Source organism: Neisseria sicca, from assembly GCF_003044565.1.
Classification (GTDB): domain Bacteria; phylum Pseudomonadota; class Gammaproteobacteria; order Burkholderiales; family Neisseriaceae; genus Neisseria; species Neisseria sicca_A.
Window position 1 is genome coordinate 1 of sequence record NZ_POXG01000010.1, and the last position, 19,730, is coordinate 19,730.

The window sequence follows — 19,730 nt, forward strand, 5'->3', positions numbered from 1 at the left end:
CCTCCTGCGGACGAATTTCAAACGCTGCTCGCTGGTTGAGGTAGGAAGACAGCGGCAGGGAGGAATCGGTGGAGGTGGCGGTGATTTCGACGCGGTAGGCGGTGTTGGCGGCTTCGGAGGCGGTGAAGGATTTGACGGAGAGGGCGGGGGAGAAACGGGCGAAGGTGAGGTGGTAGGATTGGCAGGCAGTCATGATTTCAAGAGAAAGTTATGATAAGTATTTGTAATATATCACAACAGAAATGACGAATATATTAACTAAGACAAATGGCATAAATTTCACCTAAGCGGCAAGAAAAATACTATGTCGTTAAATTCCCTCCATGTATACACGCATACACGTATACAGTTATAATTCAAGGCTGTACTGTATCTTAGACCCATCTCATGAAAAAAATCCTCGTTACCGGCGGCGCGGGCTTTATCGGCTCGGCAGTTGTCCGCCACATCATCCAAAATACCCAAAATTCTGTCATCAATCTCGACAAGTTAACTTACGCGGGCAATCTCGAATCACTGACCGACGTTGCCGACAGCCCTCGTTACGCTTTTGAGCAAGTGGACATTTGCGATCGTGTCGAACTTGACCGCGTGTTTGCACAACACCAGCCCGATGCTGTGATGCACTTGGCGGCGGAAAGTCATGTTGACCGCTCGATTGATTCTGCTGGCGAATTCATCCAAACCAACATCGTCGGCACGTTCAACCTGCTGGAAGCTGCGCGTGCCTATTGGCAGCAAATGTCGTCTGAAAAACAGGCGGCGTTCCGTTTCCACCATATTTCCACTGACGAAGTCTACGGCGACTTACATGGCACGGACGATTTGTTTACCGAAACCACGCCCTACGCCCCGTCCAGCCCCTACTCTGCCTCCAAAGCGTCCAGCGACCATCTTGTGCGTGCATGGCTGCGCACCTACGGTCTGCCGACCATCGTAACCAACTGCTCGAACAACTACGGTCCGTACCATTTCCCCGAAAAACTCATCCCGTTAATGATTCTGAACGCGCTCGACGGCAAACCGCTGCCTGTGTACGGCGACGGGATGCAAATCCGCGACTGGCTGTTTGTCGAAGACCACGCCCGCGCGCTGTATCAGGTTGTTACCGAAGGCGTCGTCGGCGAAACCTACAACATTGGCGGACACAATGAAAAAGCCAATATCGAAGTGGTCAAAACCATCTGCGCCCTGCTGGAAGAACTCGTTCCTGAAAAACCTGCCGGCGTAGCACGGTACGAAGATTTGATTACCTTCGTGCAAGACCGCCCTGGTCATGACGTACGCTATGCCATCGACGCCGCCAAAATCGGCAGGGAACTGGGCTGGAAACCGCAGGAAACGTTTGAATCCGGTATCCGCAAAACAGTGCAATGGTATTTGGACAACAAAACCTGGTGGCAAAACGTATTGAACGGCAACTACCGTTTGGAACGTTTAGGTAAGTTGTAAACTATGCAATCCTTCTATTGAAAACATCAGACTTCATCATACAAAGGAATATCCATGTACTCTCCATTCCGCATTTTCTTATTAGCAACTTTGACCTCCGTCTTGTTTGTTTCTACGCCAATTTCAGCCAAAGAAACACGACATCATGTTGCACAAACGACAGTTCAGAAGACAATAAAAGCCGATGGTAGCTCTATCGAAAGGGCAATTGTCATCATTGAAAATGATACTATGCGTGGCATTGCCGCCGAATACTCCTGGATTGAAGAACACATGCCTGAATATCGTGTAGTCGGACAAGCTCTGTTAAAGAAAAATGACAGCGTCTATGACCGTATTGACGTTCAAAATGAAGCTGGTGACATCCGTTCCATTTACTTCGATATCAAAAGCTTCTTCGGCATGAGAAACGGCAAGCCTCTTTAAGACCGAAGGCCGTCTGAAAATCACGCAAACACACACTACTCAGGAGAAAACCCATGAAAGGCATCATCCTTGCCGGCGGCAGCGGCACACGCCTCTACCCCATCACGCGCGGTGTGTCCAAGCAGCTTCTGCCCGTGTACGACAAACCCATGATTTACTATCCCCTGTCCGTATTGATGCTGGCAGGAATACGTGAAATCTTGGTCATCACCACCCCCGAAGACAATCCCTCTTTCAGACGACTGCTGGGTGACGGCAGCGATTTCGGCATCTCCATCAGCTATGCCGAGCAGCCCAGCCCTGACGGCTTGGCACAAGCATTCATCATCGGCGAAGAATTTATCGGCAACGACAACGTCTGTTTGGTTTTGGGCGACAATATTTTCTACGGCCAATCGTTCACCCAAACCCTGAAACAAGCTGCCTCCAAACAACACGGTGCCACCGTGTTCGGCTACCAAGTCAAAGACCCTGAACGTTTCGGCGTCGTTGAATTTGACGAAAACTTCAACGCCTTATCCATCGAAGAAAAACCGAAGCAGCCCAAATCCGACTGGGCGGTAACAGGCTTATATTTCTACGACAACCGCGTCGTAGAATTTGCCAAACAAGTCAAACCCTCCGCACGCGGCGAACTCGAAATCAGCACGCTCAACCAAATGTATCTTGACGACGGTTCATTGTCCGTCCAGCTTTTGGGACGCGGCTTTGCATGGTTGGACACCGGTACGCACGAAAGCCTGCACGAAGCCGCCTCATTCGTCCAAACCGTGCAAAACATCCAAGACCTGCAAGTCGCCTGCCTCGAAGAAATCGCTTGGCGCAACGGCTGGCTTTCAGACGAGCGCTTGGAAGAACTCGCCCGTCCGATGGCAAAAAACCAATACGGTCAATATCTGTTACGCCTGCTGGCGGGTATAAACCGGTAAGGTCAAACAGATTGTATAGTGGATTAAATTTAAATCAGGACAAGGCGACGAAGCCGCAGACAGTACAGATAGTACGGCAAGGCGAGGTAACGCCGTACTGGTTTAAAGTTAATCCACTATATTCACCGAATCAAGCGTAGTTTTTCTTAATTCGTTCAAGTGAAATTAAAAATATGAAAATCATTGATACCACCATTCCCGAAGTCAAACTTTTAGAACCGCAAGTCTTCGGCGACGCGCGCGGCTTCTTTATGGAAACCTTCCGCGACGAATGGTTTAAGGCCAACATCTGCGACCGCACCTTCGTGCAGGAAAACCATTCCAAATCAGGCAAAGGCGTATTGCGCGGCCTGCATTACCAAACCGAAAACACGCAAGGCAAACTCGTCCGTGTCGTTGTCGGCGAAGTGTTCGACGTTGCCGTCGATATGCGCAAAGGTTCGCCGACTTTCGGCAAATGGGCAGGCGAAATCCTGTCGGCTGAAAACAAACGCCAGCTTTGGGTACCCGAAGGTTTCGCACACGGCTTTTACGTTTTGAGCGATGAAGCCGAATTCGTTTACAAATGCACGGACTATTACAACCCGAAAGCCGAACATTCGCTGATTTGGAACGACCCGACCGTCGGCATCGAATGGCCGCTGCAAGGCGAACCCAACCTGTCGCCCAAAGACTTGGCAGGTAAAATCTTGGCAGAAGCCGCAACCTTTTAAGGTCGTCTGAAAACGATTGCAGGCGGTTATCCCATTTGCCCTTATGCGGCAGAATCAGGATAATGCGCCTGCATCGATTATTTTCAAACCCAAACGGCAAACACAATGAATTTTTACGATTTACTGATTTCTCCGTTCGCAGAATTCGATTTCATGCGTTATGCGCTGGCATCGATATTCTGTTTGGCACTCAGTGCCGCACCTGTCGGCGTTTTCCTCGTGATGCGCCGCATGAGTTTGGTCGGAGACGCATTAAGCCATGCCGTGTTGCCCGGAGCCGCGATAGGTTATATTTTTGCCGGTTTGAGCCTGCCGGCAATGAGTATCGGCGGCTTTGTCGCCGGTATGCTGATGGCTCTTTTGGCAGGATTGGTCAGCCGTTTTACTACTTTGAAAGAGGATGCCAACTTTGCCGCATTTTATTTGAGCAGTCTGGCAATCGGCGTCATCTTGGTCAGCAAACAAAAAGACGGCAGCGTAGATTTGCTGCATTTGTTGTTTGGTTCCGTCTTGGCGGTGGACATCCCCGCCTTGCAACTGATTGCCATCGCCGCCAGCGTAACGATTGCCGTCTTGGCAATCATCTACCGCCCCTTAGTCTTGGAGAGCATCGATCCCCTGTTTCTAAAAGCCGTTGGCGGGAAAGGCGGCTTTTGGCATGTCGCGTTTCTCGTGTTGGTAGTCATGAATCTGGTTGCCGGCTTTCAAGCACTCGGCACGCTGATGTCGGTCGGACTGATGATGTTGCCCGCCATTACCGCCCGCCTGTGGGCAAAAAATATGGGCATGTTGATTTTATTGTCTGTCTTGCTGGCACTCTTCTGCGGCTTTGCGGGCTTACTGTTTTCGTATCACGTCGAAATACCGTCCGGTCCTGCCATTATTTTGTGTTGCGGCGTCTTGTACACCCTGTCCGTCATCTTCGGCAGCGAAGGCGGCATATTGACCAAATGGATACGCGGCAAAAAACACCGCACCGCCTGACGACAAGCCATAATCTATAGTGGATTAAATTTAAATCAGGACAAGGCGACGAAGCCGCAGACAGTACAAATAGTACGGAACCGATTCACTTGGTGCTTCAGCACCTTAGAGAATCGTTCTCTTTGAGCTAAGGCGAGGCAACGCTGTACTGGTTTAAATTTAATCAACTATAAAAACCAATCAAACCATAAATTCATTGTTCCTGATTCAGTTTCATTACCCAACTGAAACAAAAGGTCGTCTGAAAACCATCCCTTTGGTTTTCAGACGACCTTTTGTCATGAATCACACTCCACCGCCCTTATTTTCCCATTACAGTACAAAATTCGATTATTCCCGTTCCAGCCTTGAATTTCATGTAAAAAATAGTAATAATAAGCCCTTTTACAGCAAACCATGCTGCCCGACCAACTACCCCCAAGAAAGCACGAAACATGGCGTTAATCGTACATAAATACGGCGGCACATCAGTAGGCTCGCCCGAACGCATTAAAAACGTAGCCAAACGTGTCGCCAAAGCCCGCGCCGAAGGACACGACATCGTTGTCGTCGTATCCGCCATGAGCGGCGAAACCAACCGCTTGGTTGCGCTGGCGCACGAAATGCAGGAGCATCCCGATCCGCGCGAGCTGGACGTCGTCTTAGCTACCGGCGAACAAGTGACCATCGGTCTTTTAGCGATGGCATTGAAAGACATCGGCGTGGATGCCAAAAGCTACACCGGCTGGCAGGTCGCCCTCAAAACCGATACCGCCCACACCAAAGCCCGCATTGAAAGCATTGATGACCAAAGAATGCGCGCCGACCTCGACGCAGGCAAAGTCGTCATCGTTGCCGGCTTCCAAGGCATCAGCAGCGAAGGCAACATTTCCACGCTCGGACGCGGCGGTTCCGACACTTCCGCCGTTGCGCTCGCCGCAGCCCTCAAAGCGGACGAATGCCAAATCTATACCGACGTAGACGGCGTTTACACCACCGACCCCCGCGTCGTACCCGAAGCGCGCCGCATGGATACGGTTACATTTGAAGAAATGATCGAACTGGCAAGCCTCGGTTCGAAAGTTTTGCAAATCCGTTCAGTAGAATTCGCCGGAAAATACAAAGTGCGCCTGCGCGTACTGAGCAGCCTGCAAGACGGCGGCAACGGCACCTTAATTACCTTTGAAGAGGACGAAAACATGGAAAGAGCTGCCGTAACCGGTATCGCATTCGATAAAAACCAAGCCCGCATCAACGTGCGCGGCGTACCCGACAAACCCGGCGTCGCCTACCAAATTTTAGGCGCGGTTGCCGATGCCAACATCGAAGTCGATATGATCATCCAAAATGTCGGCAGCGAAGGCACCACTGATTTCTCCTTCACCGTACCGCGCGGCGATTACAGACAAACCATCGAAATCCTGTCCAAACTGCAAGACAGCATCGGCGCAGCCGCCATCGACGGCGACGACACCGTGTGCAAAGTCTCCGCAGTCGGCTTGGGTATGCGTTCGCACGTCGGCGTTGCCGCCAAAATCTTCCGCACCCTCGCCGAAGAAGGCATCAACATCCAAATGATTTCTACCTCAGAAATCAAAGTTTCCGTCCTGATTGACGAGAAATACATGGAACTCGCTACCCGCGTCCTGCACAAAGCATTCAATTTGGGTTAATGAAGTTTTAGCGGCATCCGACACTTGAGCAATGAAACATCTCAGCTCGAATTGCCGAGTTCCGCTTCAGCTTAATAATCCGCCCGCAACAAAATCCAAGGTCGTCTGAAAGCCGGTACACGGTTTTCAGACGACCTTATTTTGATATTCAACATATCTCAAAACGACAGCTCTACCATTCCGTTCAAATAATTCTCAAGCATATCAATCGAGTCCGTGCTAGAATAAAGCGTCTATCATTTCGATAAGCATCGATTATCTGCCTATTTCTTCAAAGGACTCTTATGAACACCTTAACAAAATTCGGCTTAGCATTATTCACCGCTGCGGCATTGGCAGCCTGTGGCGACTCAGGCAAATCGGCTGACAGCAAACCCACTACCGTACAAACAGCCGAGGGCGAAGTTACCCTCTCCGGCAAATACGCTGAAATCATCAATAAATTCCCCGTTCCCGATCCCAAATTGGCAGAGCCGATCACCATTTCCGACAAAAAATCCCCAACCGGTTTGGAAGACCTGAAGAAATTCATGGAATATATCTCAGGAGCGGAAGCACAAAAAATCGCGCAAATGTCTTCCAAGCTGCAACAAACGGCATTAAAAGGTGATGAAGCAGCCGCGCTTGCAGCTGTCAAAGAGTTGACACCCGCTCTTGATAAATACCTTCAAGATGCCGAGAAACTCAATATTCAAGATGCTGAAGTTAAAGCCGTTCTTGACCGTATGCTGCAAACAAGCAAAACAGCCAACGAAATGATCATCCTGTCCAGCGAAAATGCTACCGCCCTAAAGATTGACATGAAAGACAAAGAAGCTGTCCAATTCATGAAAGCATACCAAGACAAAACCCACAATATGGAAACGGTTTTACGCCAAGCCAATCAGGAAGTACAAAAAGCTGCTCAAGCCTTGGGTAAAAAATATGCTCAATAATCTGAGTTAAACGCCATTAGAGGTCGTCTGAAAACGCTATTGCAGCCGTTTCAGACGACCTTTTTTATGAGAGAAAACCTGTAGGTTGAGATCCGTATCCGATAACATCTTCTTAGCTGTTTATAGGACATCTCCTCAGGAAATAAAACCTAAAAAAGCAGTAATTGATTTTAGAATTCTGACAAGGTATAGGATATATGTGGAATATTAAAGATATTGAATATGATGAATTAATTCAATTCTTAAAAAATGAAAAATTCTATGCTTCACCTTTTAACATAAAAGATGATCAAATTAAGATAATCCATGATGGTGATTTAGCTACTTATTTTGCAACTGATGATTCAGAAGAATTTTTTCAAGATTGGCAATCATTATGGGAAGAGCAATTAGTTAATTTAAATATTTATGAAAATAGCAATATATTATCAAAAATTAATCATTTTCTAGAAGAAGAATTAAATTACTCAAAAGACTTCTGTGGCGCAACCAAAAAAGTTGGTTATGATGCTGATACGGGAATCTCCCTCCTTTTTAATAATATGGAAGGAGATATGCTAAAACTTTTATTATGCGTTTCCCATAATAAAACATCTCCATTTATTGAAAAAATGAGGCTAATTTATCTCAATAATGGTTTTCCATGTGGATATGAAGGTTTCTATCCTAATGGAAAATTTGTGGTCTTTTCTAATAAATAATTTTTCAGCAGTCTGTAGGTCAATCTGTGATATCTGAAGAGAGTTTAAGCAGATTTGGGGCTTTATTCATAAAAATATCTTTAAGTTTGCCATATCAATATCCAACAATCGGATTCCTTCTCCAAGGTCGTCTGAAAATAAGAAACCTTTTTTACCACCGCTGGACTAACAGATTATCAACGCAATATTTCAGGAGCTCTATGACTGCCTTCATCCGTTTCGTTTCAGTGTTGCTGACCGCATCCGCATTGACTGTCAGCGTAAGCACCGCTGCCAAACCCGTTGCCGAAAAACGCGTCGCGGTGCAAACTTCCAAAGGCAAGGTCATGCTGCCTGCCGGGTATGCCAAAATGATCAACGACTTTCCCGAACCTGATCCTAAACTGCTGGAGCCGATTCCTATTTCAAATGTAAAATCGCCACACGGGCGGGCGGATTTGGTTAAATTTTTCGAAATCGTTTTACAGTCTCATTCGAAATTGATGGTGGCACAAGATGAATTTAACCGAGCTGGAGAAAATTCGACGCACTCCCCAGAATTTTTTGAAGCTGCAAAAAAGCTGGATGATGAGTGGAAAAAAGTTACCGGAAGATTTTTGGATGCTGATTTCCGCGATTCTGAAATTAAAGCACTGGTCAACCGGAGGGTCAAAATCAACATATTGACAAGTAAGGTTTTGGAATATTTGATAAAACATCAAAAAACCTTGATGGGTGAAGGAGAAAAAGACCCTGAAATAAACCGATTGGGTGTAATGGCTTTTCGAGAAAAACAAAATAAAGCTCAGGAAGAAATTAAGAGAAGCAATGCAGAAATGTTGAAAGCCGTCCGTGCATTAAAGAAAAAATATTCCCTATAATCCCCCCAAAAGGTCGTCTGAAAACACTATCGCAGCCGTTTCAGACGACCTTTTTGCAAACTGATTGATAACATATTAAAACCATATCCCAAGCCTGCCGAAATATGCCATAATAGCCACGCAGCGCGCTTTTGTGCCGCATTCGAAAAGAAAAACCTAACCTACAAGAGAATATCCCATGACTAGCAAAGCCACCATTATCTACACCCATACCGACGAAGCCCCCGCGCTGGCGACCCAATCCCTGCTGCCGATTGTGCAGGCGTTTACCCGCCATGCCGGTATCGAAGTCAAAACCAGCGATATTTCCCTGTCCGGCCGCATTTTGGCGGCGTTCCCCGAATATTTGACCGAAGCGCAGCGCGTACCCGACGCGCTTGCCGAGTTGGGCGAACTGGTGAAACAGCCCGATGCCAACGTGATCAAACTGCCGAACATCAGCGCGTCCGTACCGCAACTGACCGCCGCAATTAAAGAATTGCAGGCAAAAGGCTTTGCCGTCCCCGATTACCCCGCCGACCCGCAAACCGATGAAGAAAAAGCCGTGCGCGAACGTTACGACCGCATCAAAGGCAGCGCGGTCAATCCCGTTTTACGCGAAGGCAACTCCGACCGCCGCGCGCCTAAAGCAGTGAAAAACTTTGCGAAAAAAAATCCGCACAGCATGGGCGCATGGACGAAAGACTCCAAAACCCACGTTGCCACCATGCAAAGCGGCGACTTTTTCCATAACGAACAATCCGTTACCGTACCCGATGCGACTTCCGTATCCATCGTGTTCACCGACAAACAAGGCAACAAAAAAGAGCTGCGCGAGCCCGTCGCCCTGAAAGCCGGCGAAATCATCGATGCGACCGTGATGAGCAAAAAAGCCCTGCTCGCCTTCCTTGCCGAACAAGTCAAAGACGCGAAGGCAAAAGGCGTTTTGTTCTCGCTGCACATGAAAGCCACCATGATGAAAGTGTCCGACCCGATTATCTTCGGACACGCCGTCAAAGTATTCTTCGCACCCGTCTTTGAAAAATTCGGCGACAAACTGGCTGCCGCCGGCGTCAACGTCAACAACGGCTTCGGCAACCTGCTTGCCAATCTGGACAAACTGGATGCGGACACCCGCGCTGCCGTCGAAGCCGAAATCGCTGCCGTTTACGCCGCCAACCCCGATTTGGCTATGGTCGATTCCGACAAAGGCATCACCAACCTGCACGTTCCCAGCGATGTCATCGTCGATGCTTCCATGCCCGCGATGATCCGCAACTCCGGTCGTATGTGGGACAAAGACGGCAAAGCGCAAGACACCAAAGCCGTGATTCCCGACAGCAGCTACGCAGGCGTTTACCAAGCGACCATCGACTTTTGCCGCGAACACGGCGCGTTCGATCCGACGACCATGGGTACCGTGCCCAACGTCGGCCTGATGGCGCAGGCAGCCGAAGAATACGGTTCGCACAATAAAACCTTCGAAATCGAAGCCGACGGTCAAGTTCAAGTCATTGATACGGCGGGCAATGTCCTGATGCAGCACGACGTTGAAGCAGGCGACATCTGGCGTATGTGCCAAACCAAAGACGCGCCCGTCAAAGACTGGGTACAACTCGCCGTCAACCGCGCCCGCCTGAGCAACACGCCCGCCGTGTTCTGGCTCGACGAAAACCGTCCGCACGATAAAAGCCTGCTCGCCAAAGTCAAAGCCTACCTTGCCGAACTGGATACCGACGGTCTCGACATCCGCGTCCTCGCGCCTGAAGAAGCCGCCAAGTTCAGCTTGGGTCGTCTGAAAAACGGCGAAGACACCATTTCCGTAACCGGGAACGTCCTGCGCGATTATCTGACCGACCTGTTCCCGATTTTGGAACTCGGCACCAGCGCGAAAATGCTGTCCATCGTTCCATTGATGAACGGCGGCGGCATGTTTGAAACCGGCGCGGGCGGCTCCGCACCGAAACACGTCCAACAGTTCCTCGAAGAAAACCACCTGCGCTGGGACTCGCTGGGCGAATTTCTCGCGCTCGCCGTATCGTTTGAACATCTGGCGCAAAAAACCGGCAACACCAAGGCCCAAGTCCTCGCCGACACGCTGGATGCCGCTACCGAGAAACTGCTGTTGAACGACAAATCGCCCAAACGCAAAGCAGGCGAACTCGACAACCGCGGCAGTCATTTCTACCTCACCCTCTACTGGGCGCAAGAATTGGCAGCGCAGGATAAAGACGCGGAATTGAAAGCAGCGTTTGCGCCGTTGGCAGAAACCCTGACCGCCGACGAAGCGAAAATCGTTGCCGAACTTTCCGCCGCACATGGCAAAGCAGCCGACATCGGCGGCTACTACGCCCCCGATGCTGCAAAAGCCGCCCAAGCCATGCGTCCGAGCGAAACGTTCAATCAAGCATTGGCAAAGCTGTAAAAGTGTTACAGTAACGCTGTAAACATGAAAGGTCGTCTGAAAACCTGTATGCAAAGGTTTTCAGACGACCTTTTTAATCTTTCTAAAGTACCAACTTGTCCTTAGTGAATGAACAAAGCTATGAGCCGTAGAGATGAGATGATGATTGACTTCATGCTTTACCCTCTCAGAAATTCTTTTTGAAACTGAGACGGCAACCTTGATTCGAATTTCGTTTATCTATAAGCCTCATACAATATTGTGGCGTTTTTAAACAGTACAAAAACTAAAGACCGTCCGAAAAATCGGGCGGTCTTAGATATTGGTAGGAATCTCAGCATTATTCCTTAGCGTGCTTTCGGTGTAGTCGGTGCAACTGGTTTTCCAGTGAACGAAGCACGTTTTGCGGCTTGAAAGATAGCCAATCGTCTACGATGTTGCATCATTATTTCCTTTCTTTTTCTATTATTTGGATTATTCCCAGTTCTACAAACCGGATGCCCTATCTATACCATTTATTTTTTCAAATAAAACACAGTACAGTTATTGTGAGATGCTATGAGAGACATCATAGATGCTTTAGCCGTTGATGAATAGAGGATTTTTGTAAATTTATGATTTTATTCTTTAATCGGAAAATAAAGACGGACTGACTTGATTGGGTAGAGCCAGTCCGTTTTTATATAGTGGATTAACTTTAAACCAGTACGGCGTTGCCTCGCCTTGCCGTACTACCTGTACTGTCTGTGGCTTCGTCGCCTTGTCCTGATTTAAATTTAATCCACTATATTATTCCGTCAATAAATTTAATGCTTCCCGATATTTATCAACTGTTTTCTGAATAACATCGCTAGGGACTTCCGGTGCTGGAGCTTTTTTGTTCCAACCGCTTTGCTCCAACCAGTCTCTAACAAATTGCTTGTCAAAAGATGGCGGATTGGTGCCGACTTGATATTGATCCGCCGGCCAAAAGCGGCTTGAGTCAGGCGTCAGCACTTCATCCATCAGGGTTAACGTACCGTTTTCATCCAGCCCGAATTCGAATTTGGTATCGCATATGATGATACCGCGTGATTTTGCATATTCTGCGGCTTCCGTATAAAGCTGAATGGCTTTAGCGCGTACCTCAGCCGCCAGCTCTTTACCGATAATGCGTTCACATTCTTCAAAACTGATATTTTCATCATGATCGCCAACGGCAGCCTTGGTGGACGGAGTAAAAATCACTTCTGGAAGCTGCTGCGCTTCTTTCATCCCTTCGGGAAGTTTGATGCCGCAGACAGAACCGTTTTTTTGGTAATCTTTCCACCCGCTGCCCGCCAAATAACCGCGCACAATCGCCTCTACTTTGACAGGAGTCAGTTTCTTGGCGACAACCGCACGTTTCTCAATGGCTTGGGCTTCATGTTCGGGCAATACGTCATAAGTCGTGTCACCGGTAAAATGATTAGGCATGATATGCGCCAGTTTTTTAAACCAGAAATTGGAAATCTGCGTCAGAATTTCTCCTTTACCTGGAATCGGATTGTCTAAAATCACGTCAAATGCAGACAGTCGGTCTGACGCAACCATCAACATGCGTTTGCTGTCGATTTCGTATAAATCGCGCACTTTTCCAGAGTAAATTTTTTTCAAGCTGATTTCGGACATTTCAGGTTTCTCCCTTCGCTGACTTGGTTTAAACAGGATTCCGTTATTTTATCCGAATTTGGATTTTGGGGTTAGATTGTTTACAAAATAGGTCGTCTGAAAACGTTTTGCATGAATGCAGACGCTTTCAGACGACCTTATCAAGCCTAAGTATAACCACTAATCAGAGATTAGATGTTAGGAACTTGGGTTTGTTGTTGGATGCTGTTTACAGCTGACAGAGAGTAGTAATCACCATGACCGGTTACTTCGTAAGTGCTGCCATCAGCAAACTTGAAGTTTTCGATTTTGTGGTTGTTACCGGAGAACCAGTCGTCAATTGTAACAGAATCGTTATTGCCAACAGATACGGTCAGGTTGTTGCCTGATTTGCTCAACAATACGTCGGAAGCAGAAACACCTTTGCCGAATTGCAGGGTATCGTTACCGCTTTCGTCTTGGATGGTATCGCGACCGTAACCTTTGTCGAAGAAGTAAGTGTCGTTGCCGGTACCGCCGATCAGAACATCGTTGCCGATGCCGCCGTCGAGGTAGTCGTTACCGTCTTTACCAACCAGACAGTCGTCGCCTGCCAAGCCGTACAAGTGGTTGTCGCCTGAGTTACCGTTGATGTCGTTGTTCAAAGCGTTACCGGTACCGTTGATGTTGCCGGAACCTTGCAAGAACAGGTGTTCAACGTTGTCAGTCAGGGTGTAGTCGATTACGCTGCGAACGGTATCGATACCGCCGTTAGCATTACCGTATTCGATAACTTGGTCGCCTTTGTGGTCAACAAAGTAAACGTCATTACCATCACCACCGCGCATGATGTCAGCGTCAGAACCGCCGTTCAGGTAGTCATTACCGTCACCGCCTTGCAGGTAGTCTTTACCGCCTTGACCGTACAGGGAGTCACCGTTGTTGTCACCTTGCAGAGTGTCGTTACCGTCACCACCGTAAATCACGTCAGCACCGTCGCCACCGTAGATAACGTCATCACCGCCTGTACCGTAAATGGTATCTTTTTTATCAGTACCTACGGTTTTGGTCAGACCATCTTTATCTTTGGTTGAACCATCGACATGGATGATGTTACCCGGATTTTTGTCATCATGGCCGTAAGTATTTTGTTGATTTTGGTCATCAACGCAATCTTTGCAGTCTTTGTCGTTAGGTTTAGGCTGCGGTTTTGGTTGTGGTTTAGGCTGCGGCTGAGGTTGTGGCTGCGGCTTAGGTTGTGGTTGAGGTTGCGGTTTTTGAGGCTCTACCGGTGGGCAGTACGGATCAACATTCTTCGGAGGAACCGGTTTTGGAGCTGGTTTAGGGTAATAAGGTTTACCTGGGTTGCAATCAAACTTGATTACCACGCATTTGTAAGCAACTTTTGGAGGTGGGCAGTATGCACCATGACCGATTTTGCCATGATGTACTTTGATGCCGTGGGAAGAGCCGTAGTTATGGAAACTACCTTTGTAACCGAAGCCGCCATGGCTCGGAGGGCAGTAAGGATTGTACGGTTTCACCGGAGGGCAGTATGCGTTGAAGTGGCCTTTGGAAGAGTAGCCGCCATAATGATAAGTCATAATAAATCACTCCCAGAATATAATTAAGAAGCATAGGCCTTTTGACAAAAATACAGACCAGCCAAACTGCCTACATTGTTATTTTAGTGATATTTCGCAGAAAACTTACATTCTCATCACCAACGGTATAAATTTGGGATAAGTGGAAACTAATTTTTCCATGAGAATGAACAATATTACATTGGAAACTACCTTTATTATTTCCTCAAAATTGCAATATTATGATTATTTTAATCAAATGAAAAAACAATACGCAATTGAAATATTATTCATATATTTCAATGGTTTTTTAAAAATTGCTAGTTTTTACTCAATTCTGCTTGCTTTTAATTCAATTGGAAATCTTCCTTCCTTCCTTACCTATCAATACTTTATCGTTTTATCACCCATTTTGACATCCGAATATAATTTAAATATTTTTACACTTAAATTTTATCTTTACAAATCAAACAGATAAATCATAAAACTATACCAATCTTGATTAATAAACAATAATTCGTTGCAAAATGACAAAAGGGTCGTCTGAAACTGCATATTTTCAGACGACCCTTTGGGGTACAACTCATCTCCATTGACTACAAATCAGCATCAAAATTGCACCCGCTGCGCATTGGAAATTTCACGTTCGTTCTCAATACTGAAATTTGCCCGCACATACTGCCCGAAAAGTTTCGCAGTCATACTTTGCGGGAAACGTCTCAACGTGGCATTGTAAGTACGGACCGCCTGAATATAGTTATTCCTTGCTTGGTTAATCCGGTTTTCCGTCTCTTCAAGGCGGGTACTCAGGCGCTGATAGTCCAAGTTTTCCGCCAAAAGCGGATACTGGTCTGACATCAGCGTCATTTGCGCCAGAATGCCGCTCAACTCCCCATGCATCTCCTGAAAACGCTTCAACTTCGCCGGATTGGCAGCTTCTTCCAAATTCAGATTCATACGGGCCGCCCGACTTTGAACGTCAGACAACCTGAACAAAATATCCTCTTCAGAAGAGGCATGCACCTTAACGATATTCGACAAATCGGATACCAATACCGAACGCTGACCGTACTGCTTCATCACTTCCGTCCAAGCATGTTTGATAACCTGTGCTTGAGCATACATCACATAATAGCTACGTCCGACAATACCTATCACCATCACTACCAATACTATCGGCCACCATTTTTTCCACATCAACCACATACTCCGTGAATATACTCAACACCTCTTACGCTATTCATTTTTCAGACGACCCCAATCTTCATAAGAGGTCGTCTGAAAACCACCAAGCAGTATATCTCCAAGCAGCCTCTATCCGGATAAAAATCAAACAAACAAAATTATTTTCAGATAATCGGTATCCCCATGAAGTTTGCACTATAATATATCAGGCATTGACAGATTCCGTACTGCATCAGACTTTTATTGGCCCTCCTGCAAAAATCAACATGAATTCAGGCCCAAGCCGACTTTCCATCTCTTTCAAGAACAAGCGAAGGTCGTCTGAAAATAAAACAGGGCAAATATCCCGTCCTTAATTTGGAAAAGGGCTGTGTCACAAAATGGTCTTATGGGCGTTTTAAATATCTGCTAAAACCGCCTTCCAATCTGCTTTGTCTTGAATGTAATGTTCTGCGTTCCCCAATATTTATTCGGACACGCACCCAAATCATTCCAATTGCCGTCCTTTTGATTCGGCAATACCGTTTTTAAAACTTTCAAACGAGGAGACACCCTATGCGAACCCTATTAACCGGTTCAAAAGGACAATTGGCGCGTTGCTTCCGCGACCGTCTGCCAGATAATTGGGAACTGATTGCCACTGATTCGGCATCCTTGGATATTACCGATACCGAAGCCGTTCGCAATATGGTTCAAAGCTTCCAGCCCGACGCCATAGTCAATGCGGCCGCCTTTACCGCAGTTGATAAAGCAGAAACCGATGCCAGTATCGCATTTGCCGTCAACGCCACCGCCGTCCACAACCTCGCCTCCGCCGCCCGCGCTTGCCAAGCCCGCTTTATCCATATATCTACGGACTATGTGTTCGACGGCACAAACAAGACTCCATACAAAGAGCAAAACTATACCAACCCGCAAAGCGTGTATGGTCGCACCAAAGTCGCAGGCGAACTGCTCGCCTTGGCAGCCAATCCGGACAGCACCATCATCCGTACCTCATGGTTATTCAGCGAATACGGCAACAACTTTGTCAAAACCATGCTCCGACTGGCAGGAGAGAAGGACAGCCTCTCTATCGTCCATGACCAAACAGGCTGCCCTACCTATGCCGGCGATCTCGCCCAAGCCATCATTACATTGCTGCAACGACCCGTCGCCCCAAGGGGTATTTACCATTATGGCGGCAACAAATCGGTAACATGGTATGAATTTGCCCAAGCCATTTTTCAAACGGCTCAACAACACGACCCACAGTTCAAAATTCCGCAACTGAACGCCATCACGACCGACCAATACCCCCTACCTGCTCCGCGCCCCGCTTACAGCATTATGGACTGCCAAAAAATTGAAAACGAATGCGGCATCAAGGCATCCGATTGGCAAAAAGCTTTAAATGAAATCATCGGCAAGCTGGATCACTAATCAGCACCATCTACCGTATAAAACAAAAGACCGCAACAAACGAAGCGGTCTTTTGTTTTACTCAAGATATACCGGCAATCAAACGAAATATCATGTCGCTACTATCAACTCTTTCTCGTAAGATCGTCTGAAAATTCAGACGACCTATTCAGTCGATAACACCCAATTCCTGTAATCCCCGCAACACCCCATCCTCATCCACGCTCGGACATACAAATTTTGCCACAGCCTTTGCCTCAGCCTCACCATTGCCCATTGCCACGCCAAAACCGACAGCAGACAACATTTCCAAGTCGTTGAAGCTGTCACCAAATGCCATGACATCCTTCATTTCAATCCCCAGCTTACCTACCGCATGAGCAATGCCCCTTGCCTTAGAACCTTCGGAACGAAGCATATCCAAAGCAGATTCATGCCACCGAACCAATTTATATCCGTTTTGTTGAATTTCATCTTCAATGGCGCGCTCTTGATTTGGATCTGCAAATATCAGCATTTGATACACTTTTGCCCGATGGAAATAATCTTTATCCACCAAATAATTGGGGAAAATATGCGCCAATGTATCTTTGATAAGTGGTGAAGGGCGGGAAACTGCGATTTCATTGTTATTCACAAAAGCGTAATCAATATTTTTATTGTCCAACAGCGCGCATATTTCCATCATATTCGCAGCATCCATCGGATATTCCTGCAACACTTCCCCATGAAACGACGTATATTGCCCATTAATGGTCACCAGCATATCGATTCCGCTTTCAAGGATAAGCTCCCGCACCTTTTTCGGAATAGCCGCAGGAGGACGACCTGTTGCAATCGCAGTCAATATCCCCTTCTCTTTCAATGCCTTCATAGCTTGATGAACTGAAGGTCTTAGCGTATCGGTATATTTTCGGTAAAGGGTGTCATCAATATCGAAGAAGATAATTTTCGGATTTTTCATAAGCAGGCAATAAAGAGTTTGATATTTCAAGGTTGGTCTATTGTACCGACAACTTAATCAAAAGAATATCTGATTGATATATTTAAATATTCATCACAACAAGCAACCAAAGTTTTGCCTGTTTCAGACATACAAAAAAGACAAGCCCCTGAAAATTCAGGGGCTTGTCAAAATCTGGCACGCCCACGGGGAATCGAACCCCGGTTACCGCCGTGAAAGGGCGATGTCCTAACCGCTAGACGATGGGCGCAAAAATTTTCTATTGGCGCACCCGGAGCGATTCGAACGCCCGACCCTCTGGTTCGTAGCCAGATACTCTATCCAACTGAGCTACGGGTGCACTGAAAGAAAGATTCGGATTATATGTTCCCATACAGGTCTTGTCAAGGGTTTTCTTGGATAAACGACAGGCAAAGTGTAGAATACTGCCCTGTTGTGTGAATTTTCAGGAATTTAGGATGTTTCATCTTTCTCGCTGGTTGAGATTATCGGAAGCTTTTACTCGATTGAACCGCCCTGTTGTGGTCATTGATTTAGAATCTACCGGCGGCAATCTGTATCAAGACAGGGTGACAGAAATTGCTTTTCTTCGCTTTGAGAACGGTCGGGTAGAACATTACGAACAATTGATCAACCCGGGAAAGCCGATTCCTGAATTTGTCGTCCGACTGACCGGCATTACCAACGAAATAGTCGCGCATGCTCCCGCTTTTGAACAAATCGCCTCCGACATACTGCCTTTGCTTCGCGGGGCATTGATCGTGGCACACAACAGCCGTTTCGACTACACCTTCCTGCGTCATGAATTTTGTCGGGCAGGCATTGATTTTGCCGCTCCGGCGTTGTGTACCGTCCAACTGTCCCGCCGCCTGTACCCTCAATTTTATAAACACAATCTTGACAGCATTATCAGCAGAATGGGCATCCAAACGGACGAGCGGCATCGTGCGTTAGCCGATGTTTTGGCACTTGCCGATTATTTGGAACACAGCCTGAAAGAGAAGACCTCAGAAGAATGGGACAATCATTGCCGCGCTCTGATGAATCCGAAAATGCTGCCGACGCAGCTATCCGATTCTTTAGCTGCAAAACTCTATTCATTACCCGATACGGTAGGCGTGCTGGTGTGGTTTGACCATTCAGGGAAAGTGCAGTCCGTTGAAGCGTATGAAAAAACATACAGCGAAATCGCCGCCCTACTCCACAGCAAAGAAGGCTTGCCTTATATTCAAAATGCCGCAGATGTGAAATTCATCCCTGCTGTCGGGAGCCTGCATGCCTTGTGGTTAAAAGCTCAGGTTATGCAGGAATACCAAGGAGAATTATCTGCACCATTTCCCCTCAAGCAATTGAATCCCAAAACATTTATGACCGTTAAGTTCGTACCTGACAAACATGGCGTACTGAAAGCACGAATTGTGCCGCTAGACAACGGCAGCAGCAACGTCCGCCCTTACGGTTTGTTTATCCACAAAAAAGCGGCAAAACGGGCATTGAGCATCTGGGCGCAAGAACACAATTTCTGTCCTGATGCCTTAAACATTTTGCCGGTCAGTCATGCAAAAGGAGCGTTATGCCCCGTACAGGCTGTCGGCAAATGCAATGGAACATGCCATAAAGATAACGAAATTGCAGAACAAAATATCCGAATTCATGCCATGGCATCCAAGCTGCCCGTCGCCGACTGGGGAAAAGTGCACGAAGTGGAAATCACAGAAACAGACGAATTATCAGGCCGCAGCGTCATCATGCGCTGCGCCGGAGGCGCTTTGGAGCTGCCGAACGGACACTGGTATTTCGACAACCTGCTGCCGTCTATATTGAAAATTAAATTCAAACGAGACAGACAAAACATCCGCGTTATCGCTTGAGTAATTGACGTAAGTGGACAAACAAAGAGGTCGTCTGAAAACCAAGTTAGCGTTTTCAGACGACCTTTTGTCATTACTGAGAA

Annotated in this window: 17 protein-coding genes and 2 tRNA genes; 12 read left to right on the forward strand and 7 right to left on the reverse strand. The window is 47.2% G+C overall.

All coding sequences use genetic code 11. The annotated features are described in order from the left end of the window. Positions 1-193: hypothetical protein (locus DBZ16_RS13975; RefSeq protein ID WP_159070337.1), on the reverse strand; the 193-nt coding region annotated here is incomplete at its 3' end. Positions 194-387: 194 nt separating this feature from the next. On the opposite strand from DBZ16_RS13975, the gene rfbB reads away from it, so the two are divergent. The 10 genes from rfbB to DBZ16_RS14030 all read left to right on the forward strand — a co-directional run bounded on the left by rfbB (position 388) and on the right by DBZ16_RS14030 (position 11,056). Beyond that, positions 388-1,452, forward strand: coding sequence for a dTDP-glucose 4,6-dehydratase (gene rfbB, locus DBZ16_RS13980; RefSeq protein WP_107814412.1), 1,065 nt, complete (start codon positions 388-390; stop codon positions 1,450-1,452). A gap of 54 nt (positions 1,453-1,506) precedes the next feature. Then, positions 1,507-1,878 (forward strand): hypothetical protein, encoded by a 372-nt coding sequence (locus DBZ16_RS13985; RefSeq protein ID WP_003743707.1) that lies wholly within the window; start codon positions 1,507-1,509, stop codon positions 1,876-1,878. Positions 1,879-1,931: 53 nt separating this feature from the next. Then, the gene (gene rfbA / locus DBZ16_RS13990) at positions 1,932-2,807 is read left to right on the forward strand and encodes a glucose-1-phosphate thymidylyltransferase RfbA (protein ID WP_107814413.1); all 876 of its coding nucleotides are present in this window, start codon (positions 1,932-1,934) and stop codon (positions 2,805-2,807) included. A gap of 173 nt (positions 2,808-2,980) precedes the next feature. Then, complete coding sequence (rfbC, locus tag DBZ16_RS13995) at positions 2,981-3,520, forward strand: dTDP-4-dehydrorhamnose 3,5-epimerase (protein ID WP_107814414.1); 540 nt, start codon at positions 2,981-2,983, stop codon at positions 3,518-3,520. A gap of 105 nt (positions 3,521-3,625) precedes the next feature. Next, positions 3,626-4,504 (forward strand): metal ABC transporter permease, encoded by an 879-nt coding sequence (locus DBZ16_RS14000; protein ID WP_107814415.1) that lies wholly within the window; start codon positions 3,626-3,628, stop codon positions 4,502-4,504. Between the two features lie 434 nt (positions 4,505-4,938). Continuing rightward, entirely contained in the window at positions 4,939-6,156 is a 1,218-nt protein-coding gene (locus DBZ16_RS14010) for an aspartate kinase (RefSeq protein WP_107814416.1), read from the forward strand. Between the two features lie 284 nt (positions 6,157-6,440). Then, positions 6,441-7,091, forward strand: a complete 651-nt coding sequence (locus DBZ16_RS14015) for a hypothetical protein (protein WP_107814417.1) — start codon at positions 6,441-6,443, stop codon at positions 7,089-7,091. Between the two features lie 197 nt (positions 7,092-7,288). Beyond that, positions 7,289-7,792 (forward strand): hypothetical protein, encoded by a 504-nt coding sequence (locus DBZ16_RS14020; protein ID WP_107814418.1) that lies wholly within the window; start codon positions 7,289-7,291, stop codon positions 7,790-7,792. 200 nt (positions 7,793-7,992) lie between these two features. Continuing rightward, complete coding sequence (locus DBZ16_RS14025; protein ID WP_107814419.1) at positions 7,993-8,652, forward strand: hypothetical protein; 660 nt, start codon at positions 7,993-7,995, stop codon at positions 8,650-8,652. 178 nt (positions 8,653-8,830) lie between these two features. Next, on the forward strand, positions 8,831-11,056 hold the full coding sequence (locus tag DBZ16_RS14030; RefSeq protein WP_107814420.1) for an NADP-dependent isocitrate dehydrogenase: 2,226 nt from the start codon (positions 8,831-8,833) through the stop codon (positions 11,054-11,056). Between the two features lie 768 nt (positions 11,057-11,824). Here DBZ16_RS14030 and DBZ16_RS14035 read toward each other — a convergent pair. The 3 genes from DBZ16_RS14035 to DBZ16_RS14055 all read right to left on the reverse strand — a co-directional run bounded on the left by DBZ16_RS14035 (position 11,825) and on the right by DBZ16_RS14055 (position 15,423). Further along, positions 11,825-12,685, reverse strand: coding sequence for a phosphoribosylaminoimidazolesuccinocarboxamide synthase (locus DBZ16_RS14035; RefSeq protein ID WP_107814421.1), 861 nt, complete (start codon positions 12,683-12,685; stop codon positions 11,825-11,827). A gap of 170 nt (positions 12,686-12,855) precedes the next feature. Beyond that, positions 12,856-14,247, reverse strand: a complete 1,392-nt coding sequence (locus tag DBZ16_RS16470) for a calcium-binding protein (protein WP_240600406.1) — start codon at positions 14,245-14,247, stop codon at positions 12,856-12,858. A 588-nt stretch (positions 14,248-14,835) separates the two neighbouring features. Next, positions 14,836-15,423 carry a LemA family protein gene (locus DBZ16_RS14055; RefSeq protein WP_240600408.1) on the reverse strand — a complete coding sequence of 196 codons (588 nt, stop codon included), beginning with the start codon at positions 15,421-15,423 and terminating at the stop codon, positions 14,836-14,838. A gap of 543 nt (positions 15,424-15,966) precedes the next feature. Between DBZ16_RS14055 and rfbD the strand changes: the two genes are divergently transcribed. Further along, positions 15,967-16,833 carry a dTDP-4-dehydrorhamnose reductase gene (gene rfbD / locus DBZ16_RS14060; RefSeq protein WP_107814424.1) on the forward strand — a complete coding sequence of 289 codons (867 nt, stop codon included), beginning with the start codon at positions 15,967-15,969 and terminating at the stop codon, positions 16,831-16,833. 148 nt (positions 16,834-16,981) lie between these two features. On the opposite strand, the gene DBZ16_RS14065 is transcribed toward rfbD, so the two are convergent. The 3 genes from DBZ16_RS14065 to DBZ16_RS14075 all read right to left on the reverse strand — a co-directional run bounded on the left by DBZ16_RS14065 (position 16,982) and on the right by DBZ16_RS14075 (position 18,116). Further along, entirely contained in the window at positions 16,982-17,776 is a 795-nt protein-coding gene (locus tag DBZ16_RS14065; RefSeq protein ID WP_107814425.1) for a Cof-type HAD-IIB family hydrolase, read from the reverse strand. Between the two features lie 175 nt (positions 17,777-17,951). Next, positions 17,952-18,026 (reverse strand) — tRNA-Glu (locus DBZ16_RS14070). Between the two features lie 13 nt (positions 18,027-18,039). Next, positions 18,040-18,116 (reverse strand) — tRNA-Arg (locus DBZ16_RS14075). A 118-nt stretch (positions 18,117-18,234) separates the two neighbouring features. Between DBZ16_RS14075 and DBZ16_RS14080 the strand changes: the two genes are divergently transcribed. Next, positions 18,235-19,647 (forward strand): 3'-5' exonuclease family protein, encoded by a 1,413-nt coding sequence (locus DBZ16_RS14080; protein ID WP_107814426.1) that lies wholly within the window; start codon positions 18,235-18,237, stop codon positions 19,645-19,647. The last annotated feature ends 83 nt before the right edge of the window (positions 19,648-19,730 follow it).

Bases quoted from the DNA above. Each gene is read 5' to 3' on its own strand.
- DBZ16_RS14030 (WP_107814420.1), top strand. From the start codon at position 8,831: ATGACTAGCAAAGCCACCATTATCTACACCCATACCGACGAAGCCCCC.
- DBZ16_RS14035 (WP_107814421.1), bottom strand. From the start codon at position 12,685: ATGTCCGAAATCAGCTTGAAAAAAATTTACTCTGGAAAAGTGCGCGAT.
- rfbC (WP_107814414.1), top strand. From the start codon at position 2,981: ATGAAAATCATTGATACCACCATTCCCGAAGTCAAACTTTTAGAACCG.
- rfbA (WP_107814413.1), top strand. From the start codon at position 1,932: ATGAAAGGCATCATCCTTGCCGGCGGCAGCGGCACACGCCTCTACCCC.
- DBZ16_RS13985 (WP_003743707.1), top strand. From the start codon at position 1,507: ATGTACTCTCCATTCCGCATTTTCTTATTAGCAACTTTGACCTCCGTC.
- DBZ16_RS14020 (WP_107814418.1), top strand. From the start codon at position 7,289: ATGTGGAATATTAAAGATATTGAATATGATGAATTAATTCAATTCTTA.
- DBZ16_RS14015 (WP_107814417.1), top strand. From the start codon at position 6,441: ATGAACACCTTAACAAAATTCGGCTTAGCATTATTCACCGCTGCGGCA.
- rfbB (WP_107814412.1), top strand. From the start codon at position 388: ATGAAAAAAATCCTCGTTACCGGCGGCGCGGGCTTTATCGGCTCGGCA.
- DBZ16_RS16470 (WP_240600406.1), bottom strand. From the start codon at position 14,247: ATGACTTATCATTATGGCGGCTACTCTTCCAAAGGCCACTTCAACGCA.
- DBZ16_RS14010 (WP_107814416.1), top strand. From the start codon at position 4,939: ATGGCGTTAATCGTACATAAATACGGCGGCACATCAGTAGGCTCGCCC.
- DBZ16_RS14065 (WP_107814425.1), bottom strand. From the start codon at position 17,776: ATGAAAAATCCGAAAATTATCTTCTTCGATATTGATGACACCCTTTAC.
- DBZ16_RS14025 (WP_107814419.1), top strand. From the start codon at position 7,993: ATGACTGCCTTCATCCGTTTCGTTTCAGTGTTGCTGACCGCATCCGCA.
- DBZ16_RS14080 (WP_107814426.1), top strand. From the start codon at position 18,235: ATGTTTCATCTTTCTCGCTGGTTGAGATTATCGGAAGCTTTTACTCGA.
- DBZ16_RS14000 (WP_107814415.1), top strand. From the start codon at position 3,626: ATGAATTTTTACGATTTACTGATTTCTCCGTTCGCAGAATTCGATTTC.
- rfbD (WP_107814424.1), top strand. From the start codon at position 15,967: ATGCGAACCCTATTAACCGGTTCAAAAGGACAATTGGCGCGTTGCTTC.
- DBZ16_RS14055 (WP_240600408.1), bottom strand. From the start codon at position 15,423: ATGTGGAAAAAATGGTGGCCGATAGTATTGGTAGTGATGGTGATAGGT.